18 protein-coding genes are annotated in these 20,375 nt (G+C 66.2%); 11 read left to right on the top strand and 7 right to left on the bottom strand.

What is annotated here, in order from left to right:
- Positions 1-161 precede the first annotated feature (161 nt).
- Positions 162-1,280: a glycerate kinase gene (locus tag CZ674_RS11355; RefSeq protein ID WP_086992642.1), complete on the top strand. Its 1,119-nt coding sequence runs from the start codon at positions 162-164 to the stop codon at positions 1,278-1,280.
- 4 nt (positions 1,281-1,284) lie between these two features.
- On the opposite strand, the gene CZ674_RS11350 is transcribed toward CZ674_RS11355, so the two are convergent.
- Both CZ674_RS11350 and CZ674_RS11345 read right to left on the bottom strand, forming a co-directional pair.
- The gene (locus CZ674_RS11350; RefSeq protein WP_086992641.1) at positions 1,285-2,400 is read right to left on the bottom strand and encodes a hypothetical protein; all 1,116 of its coding nucleotides are present in this window, start codon (positions 2,398-2,400) and stop codon (positions 1,285-1,287) included.
- 95 nt (positions 2,401-2,495) lie between these two features.
- Positions 2,496-3,347, bottom strand: a complete 852-nt coding sequence (locus CZ674_RS11345) for a Bax inhibitor-1/YccA family protein (RefSeq protein ID WP_234988564.1) — start codon at positions 3,345-3,347, stop codon at positions 2,496-2,498.
- A 125-nt stretch (positions 3,348-3,472) separates the two neighbouring features.
- Between CZ674_RS11345 and CZ674_RS11340 the strand changes: the two genes are divergently transcribed.
- Both CZ674_RS11340 and CZ674_RS11335 read left to right on the top strand, forming a co-directional pair.
- Positions 3,473-4,435: a glycerophosphodiester phosphodiesterase family protein gene (locus CZ674_RS11340; protein WP_086992639.1), complete on the top strand. Its 963-nt coding sequence runs from the start codon at positions 3,473-3,475 to the stop codon at positions 4,433-4,435.
- Between the two features lie 61 nt (positions 4,436-4,496).
- Positions 4,497-6,872, top strand: coding sequence for a UvrD-helicase domain-containing protein (locus tag CZ674_RS11335; protein WP_200810105.1), 2,376 nt, complete (start codon positions 4,497-4,499; stop codon positions 6,870-6,872).
- Between the two features lie 79 nt (positions 6,873-6,951).
- Here CZ674_RS11335 and CZ674_RS11330 read toward each other — a convergent pair whose 3' ends face one another.
- Genes CZ674_RS11330 through CZ674_RS11320 form a run of 3 tightly spaced genes read right to left on the bottom strand, consistent with a single transcriptional unit; the run spans position 6,952 to position 10,192 of the window.
- On the bottom strand, positions 6,952-8,616 hold the full coding sequence (locus CZ674_RS11330) for a tripartite tricarboxylate transporter permease (RefSeq protein WP_086992637.1): 1,665 nt from the start codon (positions 8,614-8,616) through the stop codon (positions 6,952-6,954).
- Positions 8,616-9,164, bottom strand: a complete 549-nt coding sequence (locus CZ674_RS11325; RefSeq protein WP_086992636.1) for a tripartite tricarboxylate transporter TctB family protein — start codon at positions 9,162-9,164, stop codon at positions 8,616-8,618. Before CZ674_RS11325 ends, CZ674_RS11330 begins: the two co-directional genes overlap by 1 nt.
- Positions 9,161-10,192 carry a Bug family tripartite tricarboxylate transporter substrate binding protein gene (locus CZ674_RS11320; RefSeq protein WP_086992635.1) on the bottom strand — a complete coding sequence of 344 codons (1,032 nt, stop codon included), beginning with the start codon at positions 10,190-10,192 and terminating at the stop codon, positions 9,161-9,163. Before CZ674_RS11320 ends, CZ674_RS11325 begins: the two co-directional genes overlap by 4 nt.
- A 144-nt stretch (positions 10,193-10,336) precedes the next feature.
- Between CZ674_RS11320 and CZ674_RS11315 the strand changes: the two genes are divergently transcribed.
- Both CZ674_RS11315 and CZ674_RS11310 read left to right on the top strand, forming a co-directional pair.
- Positions 10,337-11,890, top strand: coding sequence for an ATP-binding protein (locus tag CZ674_RS11315; RefSeq protein WP_086992634.1), 1,554 nt, complete (start codon positions 10,337-10,339; stop codon positions 11,888-11,890).
- Positions 11,887-12,558: a response regulator gene (locus CZ674_RS11310; protein WP_086992633.1), complete on the top strand. Its 672-nt coding sequence runs from the start codon at positions 11,887-11,889 to the stop codon at positions 12,556-12,558. The genes CZ674_RS11315 and CZ674_RS11310 overlap by 4 nt, the downstream gene beginning before the upstream one ends.
- Here CZ674_RS11310 and CZ674_RS11305 read toward each other — a convergent pair.
- Positions 12,555-13,277 carry a VIT1/CCC1 transporter family protein gene (locus CZ674_RS11305; RefSeq protein ID WP_086992632.1) on the bottom strand — a complete coding sequence of 241 codons (723 nt, stop codon included), beginning with the start codon at positions 13,275-13,277 and terminating at the stop codon, positions 12,555-12,557. The genes CZ674_RS11310 and CZ674_RS11305 overlap by 4 nt on opposite strands.
- Here CZ674_RS11305 and CZ674_RS14210 point away from each other — a divergent pair.
- The 6 genes from CZ674_RS14210 (at position 13,276) to CZ674_RS11280 (ending at position 17,873) form a co-directional block, all read left to right on the top strand.
- Positions 13,276-13,422: a hypothetical protein gene (locus CZ674_RS14210; protein ID WP_159456975.1), complete on the top strand. Its 147-nt coding sequence runs from the start codon at positions 13,276-13,278 to the stop codon at positions 13,420-13,422. The two genes, CZ674_RS11305 and CZ674_RS14210, sit on opposite strands and share 2 nt — an antisense overlap.
- A gap of 98 nt (positions 13,423-13,520) precedes the next feature.
- A complete protein-coding gene (sucC, locus tag CZ674_RS11300) occupies positions 13,521-14,681 on the top strand; it encodes an ADP-forming succinate--CoA ligase subunit beta (protein WP_086992631.1) in 1,161 nt (386 codons plus the stop codon).
- Between the two features lie 12 nt (positions 14,682-14,693).
- A complete protein-coding gene (gene sucD / locus CZ674_RS11295; RefSeq protein ID WP_086992630.1) occupies positions 14,694-15,593 on the top strand; it encodes a succinate--CoA ligase subunit alpha in 900 nt (299 codons plus the stop codon).
- Between the two features lie 144 nt (positions 15,594-15,737).
- Positions 15,738-16,082: an SNARE domain-containing protein gene (locus tag CZ674_RS11290; protein ID WP_086992629.1), complete on the top strand. Its 345-nt coding sequence runs from the start codon at positions 15,738-15,740 to the stop codon at positions 16,080-16,082.
- Positions 16,079-17,452 carry a hypothetical protein gene (locus CZ674_RS11285; RefSeq protein ID WP_086992628.1) on the top strand — a complete coding sequence of 458 codons (1,374 nt, stop codon included), beginning with the start codon at positions 16,079-16,081 and terminating at the stop codon, positions 17,450-17,452. The genes CZ674_RS11290 and CZ674_RS11285 overlap by 4 nt, the downstream gene beginning before the upstream one ends.
- The gene (locus tag CZ674_RS11280; RefSeq protein WP_086992627.1) at positions 17,445-17,873 is read left to right on the top strand and encodes a hypothetical protein; all 429 of its coding nucleotides are present in this window, start codon (positions 17,445-17,447) and stop codon (positions 17,871-17,873) included. Before CZ674_RS11285 ends, CZ674_RS11280 begins: the two co-directional genes overlap by 8 nt.
- A 228-nt stretch (positions 17,874-18,101) precedes the next feature.
- On the opposite strand, the gene CZ674_RS11275 is transcribed toward CZ674_RS11280, so the two are convergent.
- A complete protein-coding gene (locus CZ674_RS11275) occupies positions 18,102-20,315 on the bottom strand; it encodes an NADP-dependent isocitrate dehydrogenase (protein ID WP_086992626.1) in 2,214 nt (737 codons plus the stop codon).
- Positions 20,316-20,375 lie beyond the last annotated feature (60 nt).

The following is a 20,375-nucleotide window of genomic DNA, read 5'->3' as shown; positions in this document are numbered from 1 at the left end:
TGTGGCAGACTCCTTGCTCGTTATCAAAAGGCCGTCCCAGGCTATCCGCTCGCGCGTCCGGAAGTTCGCACAACGCGGAGTAGCATTGGGCAGTACTTTGCAGCGATTCACCGATCAGCCAGCCTTGCGCGACTGTGTCGAAACCTAAGGAACAGTAGCCAATGCGCGTTTTGGTTGCCCCAGACTCTTACAAGGGCAGTCTCACAGCGGCCGAAGTGGCCGATGCACTCGCCGATGGTCTTGAAGACCGCGAAGGCGAGATCGACGTCTCGACGCTGCCGCTGGCAGACGGAGGAGACGGCACAGTCGAAGCGGCGATCGCCGCCGGATTCGACGAGCACACCGTAGTCGTCCGCGATGCCCTCGGCCGCGAGACCGAATCCGAGTTCGCGTTCGATGGCGAGACCGTCATCATCTCGACAGCCAACACGATCGGCCTCGCCGACCTCGGCGACGCCCTCGACGGCGACATCGCCATCTCCTACGGGCTCGGCCAGATGCTGCGTGCGGCTCTCGAGCTGAACCCGAAGCGCATCGTCGTCGGGCTCGGGGGCTCTGCCACGACCGACGGAGGCGCCGGCATGCTCGCGGCCCTCGGCGCCAAGGTCAAGGACGCCAGGCGCCACGAGCTTCGCGGTTGCGTCGCCGAACTCGGCAGGGCGCGCCAGGTCGAGCTCAGCCGCCTGCGCGACTTCGACGACGTCGAGCTCATCGGCGCCAGCGACGTCACGAACCCGCTCTGCGGCCCCAAGGGCGCAGCGCGCGTGTTCGGCCCGCAGAAGGGCGTGCACGACATCGAGGGCGCCGACCGCGCGCTCTCGAACTGGGTCGAGCGCCTCGAAGAGGCAGGCGTCGAGAACGCAGTCGAGTTCTCGACGACGCCAGGTGCCGGTGCCGCCGGCGGTCTCGGCTTCGCCATCCTGTTGCTCGGCGGCAGGCTCGTCTCAGGCGCCGACTACTTTCTCGACATGGTCGGGTTCGACGAGGCTGTTGCAGAAGCCGATGTCGTCATCACGGGCGAGGGCGCTCTCGATGCCCAGACCGCTGACGGCAAGCTCATCTCGCGCGTCATCGCCCGCTCGGGCGACGTGCCGGTGCACGCCGTGGTGGGCACGCTCAACCTCGGCGACGAGCAGGTGCGCGAGCTCGGCCTGCAGTCGGTGACCGCGGTGAACGAGGTCGCCGGAGTCGACACCCACGATGACGACGAGCTCACGGGCGACACGCTCGAGCAGATCGGCCGAGAGATCTCACTCGGCACCCCCGCAGTCGTTCGCTGACCGACTAGCCGTGCCGCGCCTGACCGCGCAGCACCTTGACGCTCTTGAACGGCCACGCCAGCAGCACTGCCGGCACGACGCACGCCGCGAAGAGCGCGAACAGGCTTGTGGCGAGCATGTCGGCGCTTGAGATCCACATGGTCGTGTACCGCGAGATCCACTGCTCGATCGCATCGATCGGCAGCAGTCCGCCGCTGGGAAAGAGGTCTCCGAGCTGAGTCGGAAGCACGGCGGTGAGCGCCACCATGACGAGCGTCGGCAGGAAGACCAGCACCCAAGCCAGACCTCGCTTGCCGCGCACCGACAGCCAGGTCATGATGCCGAACAGCACGATGACCGCGGGGACCACCAGGACCACGAGCCTCAACCCGGTCTCGGGCGCCAGCCAGAACTCGGGATCCTCTGAGAACAGCAACGGGGGCGAGACCAGAGCGCCGTATGAGAGTGCCGCCAGGAGGATGCCGCCGACGCGGCCGCCGGCAGTGCCCGGCAGCAGCAGGATGCTGATCATCAGCAGCGGCGCACCGATGTAGGTGAAGAGGTTCAGCAGCGACTCGTAGCCGACGCCCTCAGCGACGGTCACGACCGAGACGGCTCCGCGAAGCAGCAGCCAAGCGGCGACCAGCATCAGCAATCCGCCGATCAGCAGCCTCCACCAGCCCCCTGCAGTCAGCTCGCGATTGGTGTCGCGGTCGTACGGGCCGTGCGCAGGCGCGGCGTACTGCTGGTGCGCGGACTGCTGCGGGGCCGCTGCACGCTGCGAAGGAGGGGCAAATCGCTGACCGGTCGTCGCGATGCGCTGCGTAGGGGCATCGGCAGCGTGGTTGCGCTGGGGAGCCTGGTGAGTGCGATCGGCGCCGCCCTGCATGCCGATCGCCTGTGTCGGCGCATCCGACCCCGTCTGGGGCGCAGCCCCGCTGTACTGCTCGTCGTACTGTGACGCGTCGAACTGCGGCAGCACACGGGTCTGCTCTTCGGTGGTGCTGTCGTTCGGGAACGGTCCGCGATTCTGCAGCGAGCGCTCGTCGACCTCGAAGTCGGCCGAGTCGGATGCGCCGGCACCGTTTCCGCGCCAGCGGGGGTCGGGCTCGTCGAAGGGGGCGGTCTCGTCGTTGCGCACGGGTGGCTCCTCACATGTTGTCGATACGAGTCTGCCCCGGTCGCGAAGGACCGGGGCAGAGGCTCACACGATAGGGACAGTGTAAGTGAGCTTCCTCAGCGTTGTCTCAGGATGGCGATGATGCGGAGGATCTCGACGTAGAGCCAGATGATCGTCATCGTGATGCCGAAGGCCGCGCTCCACTCGTACTTGGCGGGTGCGCCGCGCTTGACGCCGTTCTCGGTCATCTCGAAGTCGATGACGAGCGAGTATGCACCGAGCACGACTGCCAGCAGGCCGAGGACCACGCCGAGCGGAATGCCGAAGACCTCCATGGAGCGGAAGCCCCAGGGGGAGTCGTTGACGCCCATGAGCACGGTGATGAAGTTGACGAGCGAGAAGAGCCCGTAGCCGACCATCGCGATCAGGAAGATCTTGTTCATCTTGGGCGAGGTGCGCACGATGCGGAAGCAGTAGAGCGCGAGCGTGGCGCCGAAGACGCACGCGGTCGCGAGCAACGCCTGGAAGATGATGCCGTCGAGGTTCGAGCCGAACTCGAGCGTTGCCGAGAGGCCGCCGAGGAACATGCCCTGCGCCGCTGCATACGCGAGGATGAGCCCGCGGCTCGGCTCACGCTTGAAGACGTTGACGAGGCCCAGTACGAGACCGGCCAGCGCACCGCCGTAGGTCATGACGTAGAAGGGGATCGCGAGCTCTGCGAAGTAGACCGCGAGGGTCGCGACGAAGCCGAGTGCGACGACGCCGAGCGTCACCGCGGTCTTGACGATCGTGCCGTCGATCGACATGCGACCGGTCTCCTGCGGCGTGGCCGAAGGAGCGTTGTACATGTCGCCGAGCTGCTCTGCCGAAGGCGTCTGCGCCTGGCTGAACTGACCCTGACCGAACTGGCCTGCGCGACGGCTGTTGTTGGTGAACGCCGGGTTGTTGTTGAATGCTGGGTTTGCCACTGTGCCTCCTGTAGACCTCCATGGTATCGGCGACCGGTGACGCGCAACTCCGGAAACCCGCGGGTTCATAGGCAATTGAGGGCGAGTTCACGCGGGGCGAACACCGCCGCGCGTACGATGGCCGCGTGAGCGACGCATCCGCACCCCTCCAACCAGAGCCCGTTCAGGCCGCACGGCGCAGTCCCCGCATCATCGCCCACCGCGGTGCCAGCGGATACCGCCCCGAGCATTCGCGCGCCGCATACGAGCTGGCGATCGAGCAGGGGGCTGACGCTGTCGAGCCCGACCTGGTGCTGTCGCTCGACGGCGAACTCGTCATTCGCCACGAGAACGACATCTCTGACACGACCGACGTTGCCGCGCATCCGGAATTCGCACACCTGCGCACCACCAAGACCGTCGACGGCACCCAGCACACCGGCTGGTTCACCGAGGACTTCACGTGGGAGCAGCTGCAGACCCTGCGGCTGCGAGAGCGGCTGCCCGAGCTCCGGCCGTCGAACGCGGCCTTTGACGACGAGCGCATGCTGAGGCTCGAAGACCTGCTCGAGCTGCTCGAGCCGACAGGCGTCGACCTGGTCGCCGAGATCAAGTCGCCGGGTCACTTCGCCGAGTGCGGCTTCGACATCGGGCGGGTGTTCGCAGAGCGGATGCGCGCAGCCGGCTGGGCAGACCGGCCCGACCGAGTCTGGGTCGAGTCGTTTGAAGAGCCTGTGCTGCACACGGTGCGCGACGGGGGCGTGCAGGGTCCGCTGGTCTATGCGGTCGGCTCCTATGGTGCTGAGGTCGAGCCCGGGCAGCTGCGGCAGCTTGCCGACCGCGGCGTCGACGGCCTCTCGGTCGAGAAATCGATGCTGCTCGCAGACGGCGGCCAGGCGCTGATCGAGTCGGCAGGGGAGTGTGGACTCGACACGTTCGTGTACTCGCTGCGACCCGAGAACGCCTTTCTCGATGAGCGGTACCGGTCGGCGGGGGAGCCTGCCGAGCAGGGCAACTGGCCGGCCGAGTGGCGCGTTCTGGCTGCGACCGGAGTCGGCTGGGTCTTCGCCGACCACCCCGACTTCGCTGTCAGCGCGCTTCGCGATTAGCGGCTGGGCCATCCGTGTCGGCGGTGCGACGTAGGATTGCTGGCGTATGAACACACACGGCATGGACTCGCTCTGGGGCATTGAATTCGACCCGCCGAAGCAGCAGGCTTCTGGCATCGACCCCCGCCTGCTCGACGGGCTCAACGATCGGCAGCGCGAAGCTGTCGAGCACAGGGGGCCCGCGCTGCTGATCCTCGCCGGCGCAGGCAGCGGCAAGACCAAGGTGCTCACGCACCGCATCGCCGGGCTGCTGGGCGCTCGCGAGGCGTGGCCGAGCCAGATCCTCGCAATCACGTTCACCAACAAGGCCGCCGCCGAGATGCGCGATCGCGTTGCGTCGCTCGTCGGCGAAGAGGCTCGCGGCATGTGGATCTCGACGTTCCACTCGGCCTGCGTGCGCATCCTGCGACGCGAGGCCGAGCGCTTCGGCTTCAAGCAGGCGTTCACGATCTACGACTCGGGTGATGTGCGCGCGCTGATCAAGCGGCTGCTGAAGCAGTCGGGCGGCGACATCCAGGGGCTCACCCCCGGCGGTGTCTCGTCGAAGATCTCGCGCGCGAAGAACGAGCTGCACGACGTCGACTCGTATGCATCGACCGCGAGCATGCAGAACCCGCAAGAGTCAGCGTTCGTCGAGATCTGGCGTGCCTATGACGCTGAGCTGCGCCGCGCCAATGCCTTCGACTTCGACGACCTGATCTCGCAGACCGTGTTTCTGCTGCGGGCGTTCCCGGATGTGGCGGCGCAGTACCGCAAGCGGTTCCGGCACGTGCTGGTCGACGAATACCAGGACACCAACGCGGCGCAGTATGCGCTGATCCGCGAGCTGACGAAGCCCGTCACACGACTCGAGCTTCCCGAGCTGCGCACCGACCTGCCGGGCGCATCCCTCACTGTCGTCGGCGACGCCGACCAGTCGATCTATGCGTTCCGCGGTGCCGACATCCGCAACATCACCGACTTCGAGCGCGACTTCTCAGACGCGAAGGTCATTCTGCTCGAGCAGAACTACCGGTCGACGCAGAACATCCTGTCGGCCGCCAACGCCGTGATCCGCAACAACTTCGACCGGCGCGAGAAGAACCTGTTCACCGACACCGGCGACGGCCCCAAGATCATCGGCTTCACCGGCTACTCGGGCTACGACGAGGCGCAGTTCGTCGCCGACGAGATCGTCGCGCTCACCAGCGGCGGCATGCGCTGGAGCGACGTCGCGGTGTTCTACCGCACCAACGCGCAGACGCGCGCGCTCGAAGAGGTGCTGATCCGGTCGGCGATTCCGTACAAGGTCATCGGCGGCACCAAGTTCTATGAGCGCGCAGAGATCAAAGACGCCATGGCGTATCTGGTCACAGCCGCCAACCCGGCAGACGCACTGAGCCTCAGGCGAGTGCTGAACACGCCCAAGCGCGGCATCGGTCCGGCAACCGAAGCCGGCCTGCAGGCGTTCGCCGACGAGCAGGGCCTGACGCTGCGCGAGGCCATGCGCAGGGTCGACGAACTCGGCTTCGGGCCCAAGGTCACCAAGGCGATTCGTGATCTCACGACACTGCTCGACGAGCAGCTCGAGAAGCCCGAGCAGGTGCCCGGCGAGATCCTCACCGACCTCATGCAGCGCTCGGGCTACCTCGATGCGCTCAAGCGCTCGCCCGATCCGCAAGACGCCGCTCGGCTCGAGAACGTCGAAGAGCTCATCGGCGTGACCCGCGAGTTCAAGCGGTCGAACCCCGACGCGACCCTGGTCGACTTCCTCACCGAAGTCGCACTCGTCGCGGCCGCCGACGAGCTCGACGACAGCGAGGGGCAGGTCTCGCTCATGACGCTGCACACTGCCAAGGGGCTCGAGTTCGACGCCGTGTTCATCACCGGTGTTGAAGAGGAGCTGCTGCCGCACCGCATCTCGGCGGCAGAGCCCGGAGGACCGAGCGAAGAGCGACGCCTCTTCTACGTCGGCATCACGAGGGCGCGCAAGCAGCTGTTCATCTCACTTGCCATGACGCGAGCCCAGTACGGAGAGATCGCGCCGGCCATGCCCAGCAGGTTCCTCGAAGAGATCCCGGCTGAGCTGATCGACTGGCGACAGGCCCCCGGGCAGTTCGGGTCGCGCGCAGTCGGAGGAGGCTCGGGCGGTCGCCGCGAAGTCGGCAGAGGCGGCAGCTCAGGCGGCTACTCGGGAGGCAGCAGCTGGCGCAAGGATCCGCCGTCGCTGCCCAAGGCGCCCGCGAAGAAGGGCGATTTTCCGAACACCATCGCCGAGGTGCGCGACAACAGCGACATGCAGCTCGAACCGGGCGACCGCATCCGTCACAAAGACTTCGGCGAGGGGCAGGTGCAGTCCGTCTCGGGCGCAGGTCCCAAGCGCGTGGCTGAGGTGCGGTTCGAATCAGCGGGCAAGAAGCGGCTGCTGATCAAGATCGCGCCCATCACGAAGCTCTGAGCTCTCACGCCTGCAGACGCAGAACTGCCCTCCGAACATGAGCTCGGAGGGCAGTTCTGCTCTGGCAGCGACAGCGGGGTCAGCGCGTGTCTGGAGGAGAGTCGCTGCGGTCGCCGGCTTCGCTGGGAGCACCGCGCTCGCTGGCTTCAGCGTGCTCAGCGTGCTCCTCGTGCTCGAGGATCTCGGCGTCGACAGCGGCCATGGCCGAGGTCTCTGACGCCGCGGTCTCGGCTGCGAGCCGTGCTTCGTACTTCTTGCGACGAGCGCCCAGCCATATCGAGAGTCCGATGAAGACTGCGATCGAGCCGTAGGCGAAGATCGAGAACGGCGACTCGACGAGGTACATCGGGTCGGAGTTGCCGAGCTGCATCGCCTTGCGCAGCTGCGCCTCTGCCATGGGGCCGAGAATGGCGCCGATCACCAGGGGTGCGATCGGGAACCCGAGCCTGCGCAGGAAGAACCCGATCACGCCCAGCACGAACAGCACCCCGATGTCGAACACCGTGAAGTTCGCAGCAAAGGCTCCGAGCCCTGCGAACACCAGGATGCCCGCGTAGAGGTAGGGACGGGGGATCTGCAGCAGCTTCACCCACATGCCGACCAGTGGCAGGTTCAGCACGACCAGGATCGTGTTGCCGATGTAGAGGCTCGCGATCAGGGCCCACACGAGCACGGGCTGGTCTTCGAAGAGCCTTGGCCCGGGCTGGATGCCATACGTCTGGAACGCCGAGAGGATGATCGCGGCGGTCGCGGTCGTCGGGATTCCGAGTGTCAGCAGCGGGACGAGCACACCGGCAGCGGCGGCGTTGTTGGCCGACTCAGGGCCTGCGACGCCTTCGATGGCGCCATTGCCGAACTGCTTCTTGTTCTCGCCCTTGGCAAGCTTGCGCTCGGTCGCATACGACAGGAATGTCGCGACGTCTGCGCCACCGGCGGGGATGGTGCCGATCGGGAAGCCGATCGCAGTTCCGCGAAGCCAGGGCTTCCAGCTGCGCGCCCAGTCGGACTTGCGCATCCAGTTGCGCCATCCCTTGGTGATCGGGATCAGTGGGATCTGGCCGCCGCGAAGACGCGACGCGACATAGAGCGCCTCGCCGAGGGCGAAGAGGCCGACTGCCACGAGGACGACGTCGATGCCGTCTCCCAGCTGTGCCGAGCCGAACGTGAATCGTGCCTGGCCCGTGAGCAGGTCGGTGCCGATCAGGCCGATGAACAGGCCGATCGCAAGCGACGCGATGCCGCGCCAGGCGCTGGAGCCGAGCAGCGCGCCGACCGTGAGGAAGGCCACGATCATCAGCGCGAAGTAGTCGGCTGGACCGAGTTGCACCGCCCATCTGGCAACGATGGGACCGAGCAGCGTCAGCAGCACGGTGGCGATCGTGCCAGCCACGAACGAGCCGATGGCAGCGGTTGCGAGCGCCGAGGCGCCACGGCCCATCCTGGCCATCTTGTTGCCCTCGAGGGCGGTGACGATCGACGCAGACTCGCCTGGAGTGTTCAGCAGGATCGAGGTCGTCGACCCTCCGTACATGCCTCCGTAGTAGATGCCGGCGAACACGATGATCGCGGCGGTCACGTCGAGGGAGTAGGTGAGGGGCAGCAGCAGCGCCACCGTCATGGCGGGGCCGATGCCGGGCAGCACGCCGACGGCGGTGCCAAGAAGCACGCCGATGAAGGCGTAGAGCAGGTACTCGGGCTGCAGCGCGGTCGTGAAGCCCTGCAGGAGCAGTTCCAAGGTTTCCATCAGATGCCGATCCAAGAGGTGAAGACGCCTGTCGCGGGCAGCGAGAGGTTGAGGCCCACGGCGAACGCGACCTGCGTGACGATGCCCATGATCGCGCCGACGATGATCGTCATCCACCACCGCTTGGCGCCGAGCGCAGTGGCCGCGCCGGCGAACAGGATGGTGACAGCGATGGGCCAGCCGAGGTAGGGGATGGTCACGAGCAGCGACAGGAAGGCGATGCCGACGATGCCGACCGTCACCCATGAGGTGCCGGATTCGAGGTCGACGTCTTCGCCGCCGTCGGGCTCGCCGTACTTGCCGCGCAGCTGCGCGATGAGCAGTGCGACCGACGCCAGCAGCATCAGGCCGCCGACAGCGTAGGGGAAGGCGCGGGCGCCGATTGCACTCGCGGAGCCGACTGGCTCGCGAATCGTCGTGGCCGAGATCAGGATGCCGACCGACAGTGCGATCAGCAGCGCGACGAAGACCATCGACTCGATTCGGAACGAACGGGGAGCGCCCGACGCACCCGTGGGTGCGTCGGGCGCCTGAGCGACATTCGTCATTCGAGCAGTCCGATTGACTTGAGCGTCTCCTGCGTCGTCGCGATGTCATCGGCGAGCAGGGCCTCGAACTCCTCACCGGCGAGGTAGGCGTCGGCCCAGCCGTTGTCGGCGAGGGCGCTCTGCCATGCCTCCGACTGCTGTGCCTGCGCGACGACGTCTTCGAGTGCCGCGCGCTCTTCATCGGTGATGTCACCGGGTGCGATGACTCCGCGCCAGTTGGTGAGCTCGATGTCGATGTCGCTCTCGATCAGGGTCGGCGCATCCGGCAGCATGTCGACGCGCTCGGGGCTCGAGACGGCGAGTGCGCGGAGGTCTCCCGATGCGACGTGCTCCGAGAACTCAGCGACACCCGAGATGCCGGCCATGGCGTTGTTGCCGAGCAGCATGGTCACAGCCTCGCCGCCACCGGAGTTCGGGATGTAGTTGAGCAGGCCGGGGACCTCTGACGACTCCACGCCCGACTCGGTCAGCAGCAGGCCGGCCAGAATGTGGTCGATGCCTCCCGCCGAGCCGCCCGTGACGGTCACAGCCTGACCGTCGGCGACGATCGCATCCACGAGATCCTGTGCCGTCTGGAACTCGCTGTCAGCGGGAACGACGATGACGAGAGCCTCTTCGGTGAGCTTGGCGATCGGAGTGGTGTCTTCGATGCGCACGTCGCTGGCGTTGGTCTCGACGGCGCCGACCATGACGGCACCCGTGACCATGAGCGTGTAGGGGTCGGTCTCGGTCGCAAGCGATGCGAGGCCGACGGTGCCGCCGGCGCCGCCGATGTTCGTGACGGGAGCGGAGCCGACGAGGCCCTCGCCCGTGAGGGTCTGCGACAGCGTGCGAGCGGTCTGGTCCCAGCCACCGCCCGGGTCTGCGGGTGCGATGACGTTGACGCTGTTGAGTGCGCCCTCCGCATCGGCATCGCCTTCGCCGCCGGCCGACGAGCATGAGCTCAGTGCAAGCGCGAGAGCCGCAGCAGCGGCAGTGGTTGTCGCGGCAGCCTTGAAGCTGCGACGCGAGCGCGAGTGTGATCGCATTTCTCCTCCTTGAGATTCGGCCGAAGCGAAATGGCCGTGACGTGAATCTAGGCGAGTGGGAGCGCGGAGGCGCGGTTGTGGTCTTTGTGTTCAGCACGGGCGCTCAAACGTTGCCTGTTGGTTACAATTCGAGGCGTGGGGACGATGACGTTTCGAAGTCAGCTCCTGGCGCTGCAGACGCTGGTGATGCTCGTCGTCGTGCTCGGAGCGGGCTCGACGGCTGCGTGGGTGCAGGAGCGCATCATCCGCGATGCCTACGTCGACCGCATGATCGCCGTGGCCGGCTCTGTCGCCCAGCTGCCCTCGGTGCACGACGCCCTCGACGACAAAGAGCCGTCACTCGTCATCCAGCCGATCGCCGAGCTCACTCGCGAGGCTGCCGACATCACGTACGTGGTCGTGAGCGACGTCGACGGCATCAGAGCCTCGCACCCCAACGAAGAGCTGATCGGCGAACGGGTGTCGACAGAGCCCAACGCGATCATCAGCGGCGAGATGTACGTCGGCACGCAGACTGGCACGCTCGGTGAGTCGTGGCGCGTGAAGGTGCCGATCACCGCAAGCGACGGCACCATCGTGGGCCAGGTGTCGGTCGGCACGCTCGAGTCGCAGCTGCGCACCGAGTTCATCGAGTCGCTGTGGTGGCTGCTCGGGGCCATCGGCATCGCGGCGGTCGTCGGCGTGCTGCTGAACGCCTGGCTCGCCAACCACATGCGGGCGCGCATCTACGGGCTCGAGCCCGCCGAGATCAAGCGCATGCTCGAGACCCGCGAGGCCACGCTGCACGGCATCGCAGAGGGAATCCTCGTCACCGGCGCCGACGATCGCATCACCCTGGTCAACGATGCAGCACTGCGGATGCTCGGCCACGAAGACGAGTCTGGTCTCGTCGGCGAGCAGCTCACCAGTGTGCTCGACATCGACGCCAGCGTCTCTGACCAGCAGCTCGCCTTCGTCGAGGATCGCATCCTGCTGGTGCGCAGCGACACCGTCGAGGTGCGCGGCGAGCAGGTGGGGCACGCCGTCATCCTCGTCGACCAGACCGACCTCGAGACCGCTCTGCGCGAGCTCGAGGGTGCGCAGACCACCAACGACTCGCTGCGCGCGCAGCAGCACGAGTTCTCGAACACGCTGCACACGATCCACGGGTTGATCGAGCTCGGCGAGGCTGAGTCGGCGCTGCGGGTCGCCGAGCGCGCAGGCTTCGGCGGGGCACTCGGAGAATCGGATGCGCAGGTCGGCATCCGCGACCTGGAGGTCGCGGCAATGCTGCTCGGCAAGCGGGCGCGCGCGAAGGAGCTTGGCGCCAACCTCGAGATCGCAGACGACGCAGCGCTCCCGGATGCGCAGGCGGGTGAGGGAGCGGCTCGCGTGACCGTGCTCGGCAACCTCATCGACAATGCCTTCGACGCAGCCGGGGCCGGTGGCACCGTTCGCGTCTCGCTCTCGCACGACGACAGCCGAGTGCGGATGCTCGTCGAAGACTCAGGGGCCGGCATCGCCGAGGACGATCGGCAGCGCGTGTTCGAGCTGCGCTACAGCAGCAAGCTCGGCAGCGGCGGCAAGGCCCGCGGCTACGGGCTCACGCTCGTCAAGCGCCTGCTGACCCATGCCGGCGGCAGCATCGAGATCCTCGACTCATCACTCGGCGGGGCGGCGTTCAGTGTCGAGATCCCCATCGCACAGGAAAGGGCATGACCGTGCTCCGCACACTCATCGTCGAAGACGACAGGCAGGTGGCCGACGTCACGCGCGCATTCGTCGACCGGCACCCCAGGTACCGCGTCGCCGGCGTCGCCGGAACAGCAGCCGGGGCGACCCAGGCGCTCGCGAACCTCGAGATCGACCTCGTGCTGCTCGACATGCAGCTGCCAGACGGACTCGGGCTCGATGTGCTACGAACAGCCCGCGCTCGCGGCTATGGGGGCGAGGTCGTGGCCCTCACGGCGGCTCGTGACGTCGACACCGTGCGCGTCGCGCGCCAACTGGGCGTGCGGCACTACCTCGTGAAGCCGTTCAGCATGAAGGCGCTGCACGAGCGTATGGATGAAGTCGCCGTATCGCTGAACGGACCCGTGGCCTCAGGCGCAGCACTCGACCAGGGGGATGTCGATCGCCTCATGACCGGAAGCGTGCCCGTGGTGTCGTCGAGAGAGTCGCACACCCTCGGCGCAGTCGCCGAAGCGCTTGCCGCACTGCCCGACGGGGTATCCGCATCCGCCATAGGAGAGACGCTGGGACTCGCACGCGTGACTGCGAGGCGGCACCTCGAGCGACTCGTCGAGCAGGGCCGCGCAGAGGTCGAGCCCGTCTATGGCCGCGCAGGCCGGCCCGAGATGGTGTACCGGTCGCTCGACGTCGGCTAGACCACTGACGTGTTGAACAGCGACCCGACCAGGAAGGTGATGCCGAGGGCGAGCATGCCGCCGATCAGCACCCTGAAGGTCGCCTGACGCTTGCTCGAGGCGCCGACGCGCGCTGAGACGACACCCGTGATGATGAGCGCGACGAGCGTCGAGAGGGCGATCGCCCAGACCGCGTGCTCGTGCGGTGTGAAGACCGTCGCGAGGAGGGGGATGGCCGCACCGATCGCGAAGGCGAAGAGCGATGCGATGGCGGCGGCCCATGGGCTGTTGAGCTCTTCCGGGTCGAGCTGGTACTCGATGTCGAGGTGCGCCGTGAGCGGGTCGTGCTCGGTCAGCTCGACCGCGACCTGGTGGGCGGTTGCCGGCTGCAGGCCGCGGAGCTCGTACATGTGAGCGAGCTGGTCGACCTGGCCGTCGGGGTTCTCTTCGAGCAGCGTCGCCTCGCGCTTGATCGCCGCACGCTCGCTGTCGAGCTGGCTCGAGACCGAGACGTATTCGCCGACGGCCATCGAGCATGACCCGGCCACGAGTGCTGCGACGCCAGCGGTGAGGATGCCGAACGCGCCCGTTCCTGCTCCCGCGACACCGACCATGAGCGCTGCTGTCGAGACGATGCCGTCGTTCGCGCCGAGCACGCCTGCGCGAAGCCAGTTGAGGCGAGCATTGAGCGAGGGGACCGGCGGCGGCATGTCTGGCCGGCGCTGTGAAGCGGACTGCATGCCTCAATGGTCGGCCGTCGTGGCCGCATCCGCAAGCAAGCCAGCGCTTGGTGGCGGCCTTCGGCACAGGGAACGGATGCGCTTCGGAGCACCGAAAGAACCTGTCGGCGAGCGGGCGGTCGGGGTGTTCGCCGTGGGCGAATGAACGGACGCTCGCTCATGTTCGGGGCGACTGGTCACTCAGAGCGGAGTAGGCTTGCCTTTGGCGTATGCCCCAACATTCGAAGGCTGATTGGATATCGCGTGGATCTCTACGAGTACCAGGCCAGGGACATCTTTGAGTCCCATGGCGTCCCCGTTCTCGCTGGAATCGTTGCTGACACCCCCGAAGAGGTCGAGGCAGCAGCCCGACAGCTCGGTGGCGTAGTGGTGGTCAAGGCACAGGTCAAGACAGGCGGCCGCGGCAAGGCCGGCGGCGTCAAGGTCGCAAAGACCCCCGAAGAGGCGAAGGCTGCTGCTGAGGCGATCTTCGGACTCGACATCAAGGGTCACGTCGTCAAGCGCGTCATGGTCGCTGCCGGAGCCAACATCGTGGAGGAGTACTACTTCTCGGTGCTGCTCGACCGCGCCAACCGCTCGTACCTCGCCATGTGCTCGTACGAGGGCGGCATGGAGATCGAGCAGCTCGCAGAAGAGCGTCCCGAGGCGCTCGCTCGCGTCGAGGTCGACCCGGCAACAGGCCTCGACCTCGCGAAGGCGCTCGAGATCGTGAAGCAGGCTTCCTTCCCCGAAGAGCTGCACGACAAGGTCGCACCTGTTCTCGTCAAGCTCTACGACGTCTACACCGGCGAGGACGCGACGCTCGTCGAGGTCAACCCGCTCGTCAAGACGGCTGAGGGCGACATCATCGCGCTCGACGGCAAGATCTCGCTCGACGAGAACGCCGACTTCCGCCAGGAGGGCCACGGCGCCCTCGTCGACCAGGAGGCCGAGAACCCCCTCGAGGCCAAGGCCAAGGCCCTCGACCTCAACTACGTCAAGCTCGACGGCCAGGTCGGCGTCATCGGCAACGGCGCAGGACTCGTCATGTCGACGCTCGACGTCGTCGCCTACGCAGGCGAGCAGTTCGGCGGTGTGAAGCCCGCGAACTTCCTCGACATCGGTGGAGGCGCATCGGCTGAGGTCATGGCGAACGGCCTCAGCGTCATCCTCGGCGACGACGACGTCAAGAGCGTCTTCGTGAACGTCTTCGGCGGCATCACAGCTTGTGACGCTGTCGCGAACGGCATCGTGCAGGCGCTTGAGATGCTCGGCGACAGCGCGACCAAGCCGCTTGTCGTGCGTCTCGACGGCAACAATGTCGAAGAGGGACGCGCAATCCTCAGCGAGGCGAACCACCCGCTGGTGACCGTAGTCGGAACCATGGACGAAGCCGCAGCCAAGGCTGCCGAGCTGGCTGCGTAAGGGAGTACAGGAATGTCAATCTTCATCAACAAGGACTCCAAGGTCATCGTCCAGGGAATCACCGGCGGTGAGGGCACCAAGCACACCGCTCGCATGCTCGCTGCAGGCACCCAGATTGTCGGTGGCGTCAACGCTCGCAAGGCCGGCACCACGGTGCAGCACAAAGACGCAAGCGGCAGCGACGTCGAGCTACCCGTGTTCGGTTCAGTAGCCGAGGCTATGGCCGAAACCGGCGCGGATGTGTCGGTCGTCTTCGTTCCGCCAGCGTTCGCCAAGGACGCAGTCATCGAGGCTGTCGACGCTGAGATCGGCCTGCTCGTCGTGATCACCGAGGGCATTCCCGTGCAGGACTCGGCTGAGTTCTGGGCACACGCGAAGGCCAAGGGCACGACGCGGATCATCGGCCCGAACTGCCCCGGCATCATCACCCCCGGTGAGGCACTCGCAGGCATCACGCCCGCGAACATCACGGGCAAGGGCCCCATCGGCCTCGTCTCGAAGTCAGGAACCCTGACCTACCAGATGATGTACGAGCTGGGCGACATCGGCTTCTCGACCGCGATCGGCATCGGTGGCGACCCCGTCATCGGCACGACGCATATCGACGCGCTCGAGGCCTTCGAGAACGACCCCGAGACCAAGGCGATCGTGATGATCGGTGAGATCGGCGGCGACGCCGAAGAGCGTGCTGCCGAGTACATCAAGGCCAACGTGACGAAGCCGGTTGTCGGCTACGTTGCAGGCTTTACGGCACCTGAAGGCAAGACGATGGGCCACGCAGGCGCCATCGTCTCGGGCTCAGCAGGCACCGCAGAGGCGAAGAAGGAGGCCCTGGAGGCCGCCGGAGTCAAAGTCGGCAAGACGCCGAGCGAGACCGCGCTGCTCATGCGCGAGATCGTGAAGGGCTTCTAGCTCTTTTCTTCAGTTGGGGGTCGGCCTATGGGCCGGCCCCCTTCTGCGTGCCATCTCCACACCGGAGACTCAGCCTTCGTCGAGAGCACGACAAGGTGCCAAGGGCAGGATTGAGAATGTCGAAAGAAATGGGAGTGCAAGCCGATGGCGAATGTGAAGATCGACTACCAGCTGCTGAATCAGATTGCGGGGTCGCTCAAGAACCTCTCTGTCGATCTCGCGGCGGAAACCACTTGGGAAGACAGTCTCGAAGACTCGGTCTCCGAGGTCTGGGACGGCACGACTGCGACGATTGCGAAGGAAGCAGTCAGCACGATGATCGGCGACTGGGACTACGTGCGGTCTGTGATGTCGCTGCAGGCCATGAACGCGGCGCAGAAGGCGGATGTGATCGGGCAGGGCTATGCCGAGTGGGATGACGGTGTCGGCGTGCCCGGTTCGACGGCGCTCGAAACGGGCGACTGGAGCGACGCGGGAGGATCCTCATGAGCGGCGATCAGCTAACCATTCACACACCCGCAGGGCGAGTGATCGCAGAGCCGGTCAGCGATTATGAAGCGATCGCCGAGAACGCAGCTCAACTGCAGGCCACGGGCGAGGAGACGATTGAGCTGGACAGGTTCGTCCTGAGCATCATCAACGGCGAGATCGAAGTGCAGGAGGGCATCTCCATCGACGCCCTTCAGCAGATGGCACTCACGGTCGGAGACTCGCTGGGGCCGCTCGGCGAGTACTTCTGCAATGTCGCTGAGGCGGCATGGATTTACCACGAAGCGTGCAGCACCGCGGTCGACGCCACAAAGCATCTGAAGGGTCGACAGGACAACCTGCAGCAGTCACTGCTCACCCTGGTCAACCAGCGCGAGGACGCAGAACTGCTGAAGCAGCAGACGTACACGCTGCCTGATGATGACACCGCGAGCGGCACGCTCACGAGCTACACCGTGCTCGACACAGAGGGCATGCTCAACGCGACTCCCGTGACGTCGTCGCTCGCTGGCAAGAAGCGCGATGACGCCATGCGGGCGATCGAGTCCAACCTCACGGGGCTCGCCACGATGCATGAGATGGTGCATGCGCGCCAGGACCGGCAGCTGGAAGCCTTTGACACTGCTTATGAGGAGTGGGAGGTCGCTGCTGGCGTATTCGCGGATTCACTCGACGGTGTGCTCGGTGTGCTCAAAGACACGGATGCGGAAAACGCCTTCCAGCGCGATGGGTCGTTCGCTGACGCGCTCGGCACCGTCGGCGGGGTAGCAGACATGGCCTCTGCGATTCCTGGTGTGGGATTGGTCGCGGCGGCCCTTGGAGTAGCCACATCTTTGCTGGAGGCCGGGTACCAGATCCACCAGGCGAACAGGCTGCATGGTGAAGGTGACAAGTCGATTCGAGTGGCTGAGGGCCAGGTGCGCAAAGAGTATGGGGATGCGGGCGTTGCAGTGCTCGGGCTCATTCCCTTCGTGGACTTCGCGCGTCTGTACGGCAAGAACCAGCCAAAGGCCAGCGACGTTGAAACGCCTGAAGCACCTGCTCCGAATGGGCACACGGTGCGTCCGGAATCCGATGCCCCAGATGAACGACGCCCAGATTTGCCGGTGGATGTAGGGGTCGACACGTCTCCGATCGATGGCTGGGCCGGGGATGCTGAAGAGACGAATCCCGACTATGACTACAGCCCGAATGAGCCGGTGGGAGGCGTTCCCGATCAGCCGCCAGTGCGGATTCCAGAGGCTGAGGAGCCCGGCAGCGACGGTGAGCCGGTGCAGATTCCAGAAGCTGAGCAGCCCATGGAGGTTGAGGTCGACGGAGAAGACGACGGCACCGGCATCGAAGTTGAGGTCGAGGGCGCTCATGGCTGACGGCCTGCTGACGGCAGGCATCCGCATGCCTGGAGCCTGGTGCACCGACGACGATGCGGAGACTGAGCCGACACCGTTCAAGATGCCGGGAGTCGACGTGCGACCGGAGTGGCGGGGGAAGCACGAAGACGGAAGCTCGAAGCTCGTCGTGTTCAGCGTGAGGCTTTCGCCGAAGACCTCGATGGAAGCACTCCGCGAGGGCCTCAAGCGTGACGTGATGGCTGAGCCGGGACATGCCTCTGGCGATGCGCTGGCTTGGGTGTCTCACATCGACGGAGAGTACTTTCCGGCCATCATGCGCACGCCTGCCGGAGGCGGGCGCCCCCTGATCTGGCTTGCCCGGCTTTCGGAGGAGGCCGTGCCGGATCGATTCCCCGAGATCCTGTCGGCGATCGAGGCGACCGAATGGGAATGGGCGTGAGCGAGGCGCGAACTGGCCAAACCAGCGCTCTGCGCTGAAGTCAGATGTGACCGGCTCCGCAGGCCAGCCTCCGCCCGCCTGCCTCTGCGCTGTGCTCACAGCCTGCGTCTCTCCACAGCAGGAACGATCTGCGGCCCAAGTCTCACCACAACTCACGCGGCTGAGGGGGTCGAGCCGACATATGCGGCTCGACCCCCTCTCAGGCGTGAGTTGTGGCGGATTCGGCGCTTAGACCGAGGCGAGGATGCCGTTCAGCGTCGTCGACGGGCGCATGACGCCGTCCGTCAGCTCGCTGTCGACGCGGTAGTAGCCGCCGAGGTCGACCGACTGCCCCTGCACGTCGAGCAGCTCGCGCTCGATCGCTTCGGTGCCGTCTGCAAGCGCCTTCGAGACCGAGGCGAAGCGCTCTGCGAGCGCAGCGTCTTCGGTCTGCGCCGCGAGGGCCTCGGCCCAGAAGCGTGCCAGCCAGAAGTGGCTGCCGCGGTTGTCGAGCTCGCCGGCCTTGCGCGAAGGCGACTTGTTCTCTTCGAGGAACCTGCCGGTTGCGGCGTCGAGAGCCTCGGCAAGAACAGCGGCGCGCGGGTTCGATGCAGCGCGCGACAGGTGACGCAGCGACTCGGCCAGCGCCATGAACTCGCCCAGCGAGTCCCAGCGAAGGTGGTTCTCGTCGACCAGCTGCTGCACGTGCTTGGGCGCAGAGCCGCCGGCACCGGTCTCAAAGAGGCCGCCGCCTGCGAGCAGCGGCACGACCGACAGCATCTTGGCGCTGGTGCCGAGCTCGAGGATCGGGAAGAGGTCGGTGTTGTAGTCGCGCAGCACGTTGCCCGTCACCGAGATCGTGTCTTCGCCGCGACGGATGCGCTCGATCGAGAGCTTGGTCGCGTCGAGCGGGCTCAGGATGCGGATGTCGAGACCGTCGGTCTCGTGCTTCGGCAGCTCTTCGTTGACCTTCTTGATGAGCTCGGCGTCGTGCGCGCGAGCCTCGTCGAGCCAGAAGACAGCCGGCGTCTCAGAGAGGCGAGCGCGCTCGACGGCCAGGCGAACCCAGTCGCGAACCGGAACATCCTTGGTCTGGCATGCGCGCCAGATGTCGCCGGCCTCGACGTCGTGCTGCAGCAGCACTTCGCCGGCCTGGTTGACGACCTCGACCGAACCGGTCTGCTTGATGTGGAAGGTCTTGTCGTGTGAGCCGTACTCCTCGGCCTTCTGCGCCATGAGGCCGACGTTGGGAACCGAGCCCATGGTCGTCGGGTCGAAGGCGCCGTTGATGCGGCAGTCGTCGACGACGGCCTTGTAGACGCCGGCGTACGAGCTATCGGGAATCACGGCGAGCGTCTCGGCGGGCTTGCCGTCTGCGTTCCACATGATGCCGCCAGCGCGGATCATGGCAGGCATCGAGGCATCGATGATGACGTCGGACGGCACGTGGAGGTTCGAGATGCCCTTGTCGGAGTCGACCATGGCGATCGCGGGTGCGGCTGCGAAGCCATCGTCGATCGCGGTGCGAACACCCGAGGCGACGTCGGCAGGCAGCTCGTCGATGCCCGCGAGGATGCCTCCGAGGCCGTTCTCTGCGGTCAGGCCGGCAGCGGAGAGCTGCTCGCCGTACTGCTCGAAGACGCCCGGCAACACTGCGCGAACGACGTGGCCGAAGATGATGGGGTCTGAGACCTTCATCATGGTGGCCTTGAGGTGTGCCGAGAACAGCACGCCCTCGCTCTTGGCGCGAGCGACCTGCTCGGCCAGGAACGCGTCGAGTGCCTTGGCGCTCATGAAGGTCGCGTCGATGATCTCGCCGGCGAGCACCTTCAACCCGTCTTTCAGCACGGTCTCGCCGTCTGCGGTGACCAGGCGGATCTGCAGCACGTCGTCTGCGGGCAGCGTGACCGACTTCTCGTTGGCGAAGAAGTCGCCCGAGCTCATGGTCGCGACGTCGGTCTTCGAGTCGCTGCTCCAGGTGCCCATCGAGTGGGGGTGCTTGCGTGCGTAGTCCTTGACTGCGCGGGGAGCGCGGCGGTCGGAGTTGCCCTCGCGGAGCACGGGGTTGACGGCCGAGCCCTTGATGGAGTCGTAGCGCGCGCGGATGTCGCGCTCTTCGTCGGTCGACGGCTCCTCAGGGTAGGCAGGCAGGGAGATGCCAGCGGCCTGCAGCTCGGCGACAGCAGCCTTCAGCTGCGGCACCGACGCCGAGATGTTGGGCAGCTTGATGATGTTGGCGTCGGGGGACTTGGCGATCTGTCCCAGCTCGGTCAGCGCGTTGCTCTCGCGCTGATCCTCGGGAAGCAGGTCGGCGAAGACGGCTACGATGCGGCCAGCGAGCGAGATGTCGCGGGTTTCGATCTCGACGTCGGCGGCCGAAGCGAACGACTGGATGATCGGCAGGAACGAATGCGTCGCAAGCATCGGCGCTTCGTCCGTGTAGGTGTAGATGATGTTCGACACTGGTGGAGACCCCTCAGTTCACGTGTGATGGTGGCACGCACGAGAAGTGCCACGCCTGCC

The organism is Agrococcus casei LMG 22410, from assembly GCF_900163565.1.
GTDB classification, from domain to species: domain Bacteria; phylum Actinomycetota; class Actinomycetes; order Actinomycetales; family Microbacteriaceae; genus Agrococcus; species Agrococcus casei.
The sequence above is the reverse complement of the archived record's forward strand: the minus strand, read 5'-3'. Positions and strand labels throughout refer to the sequence as shown.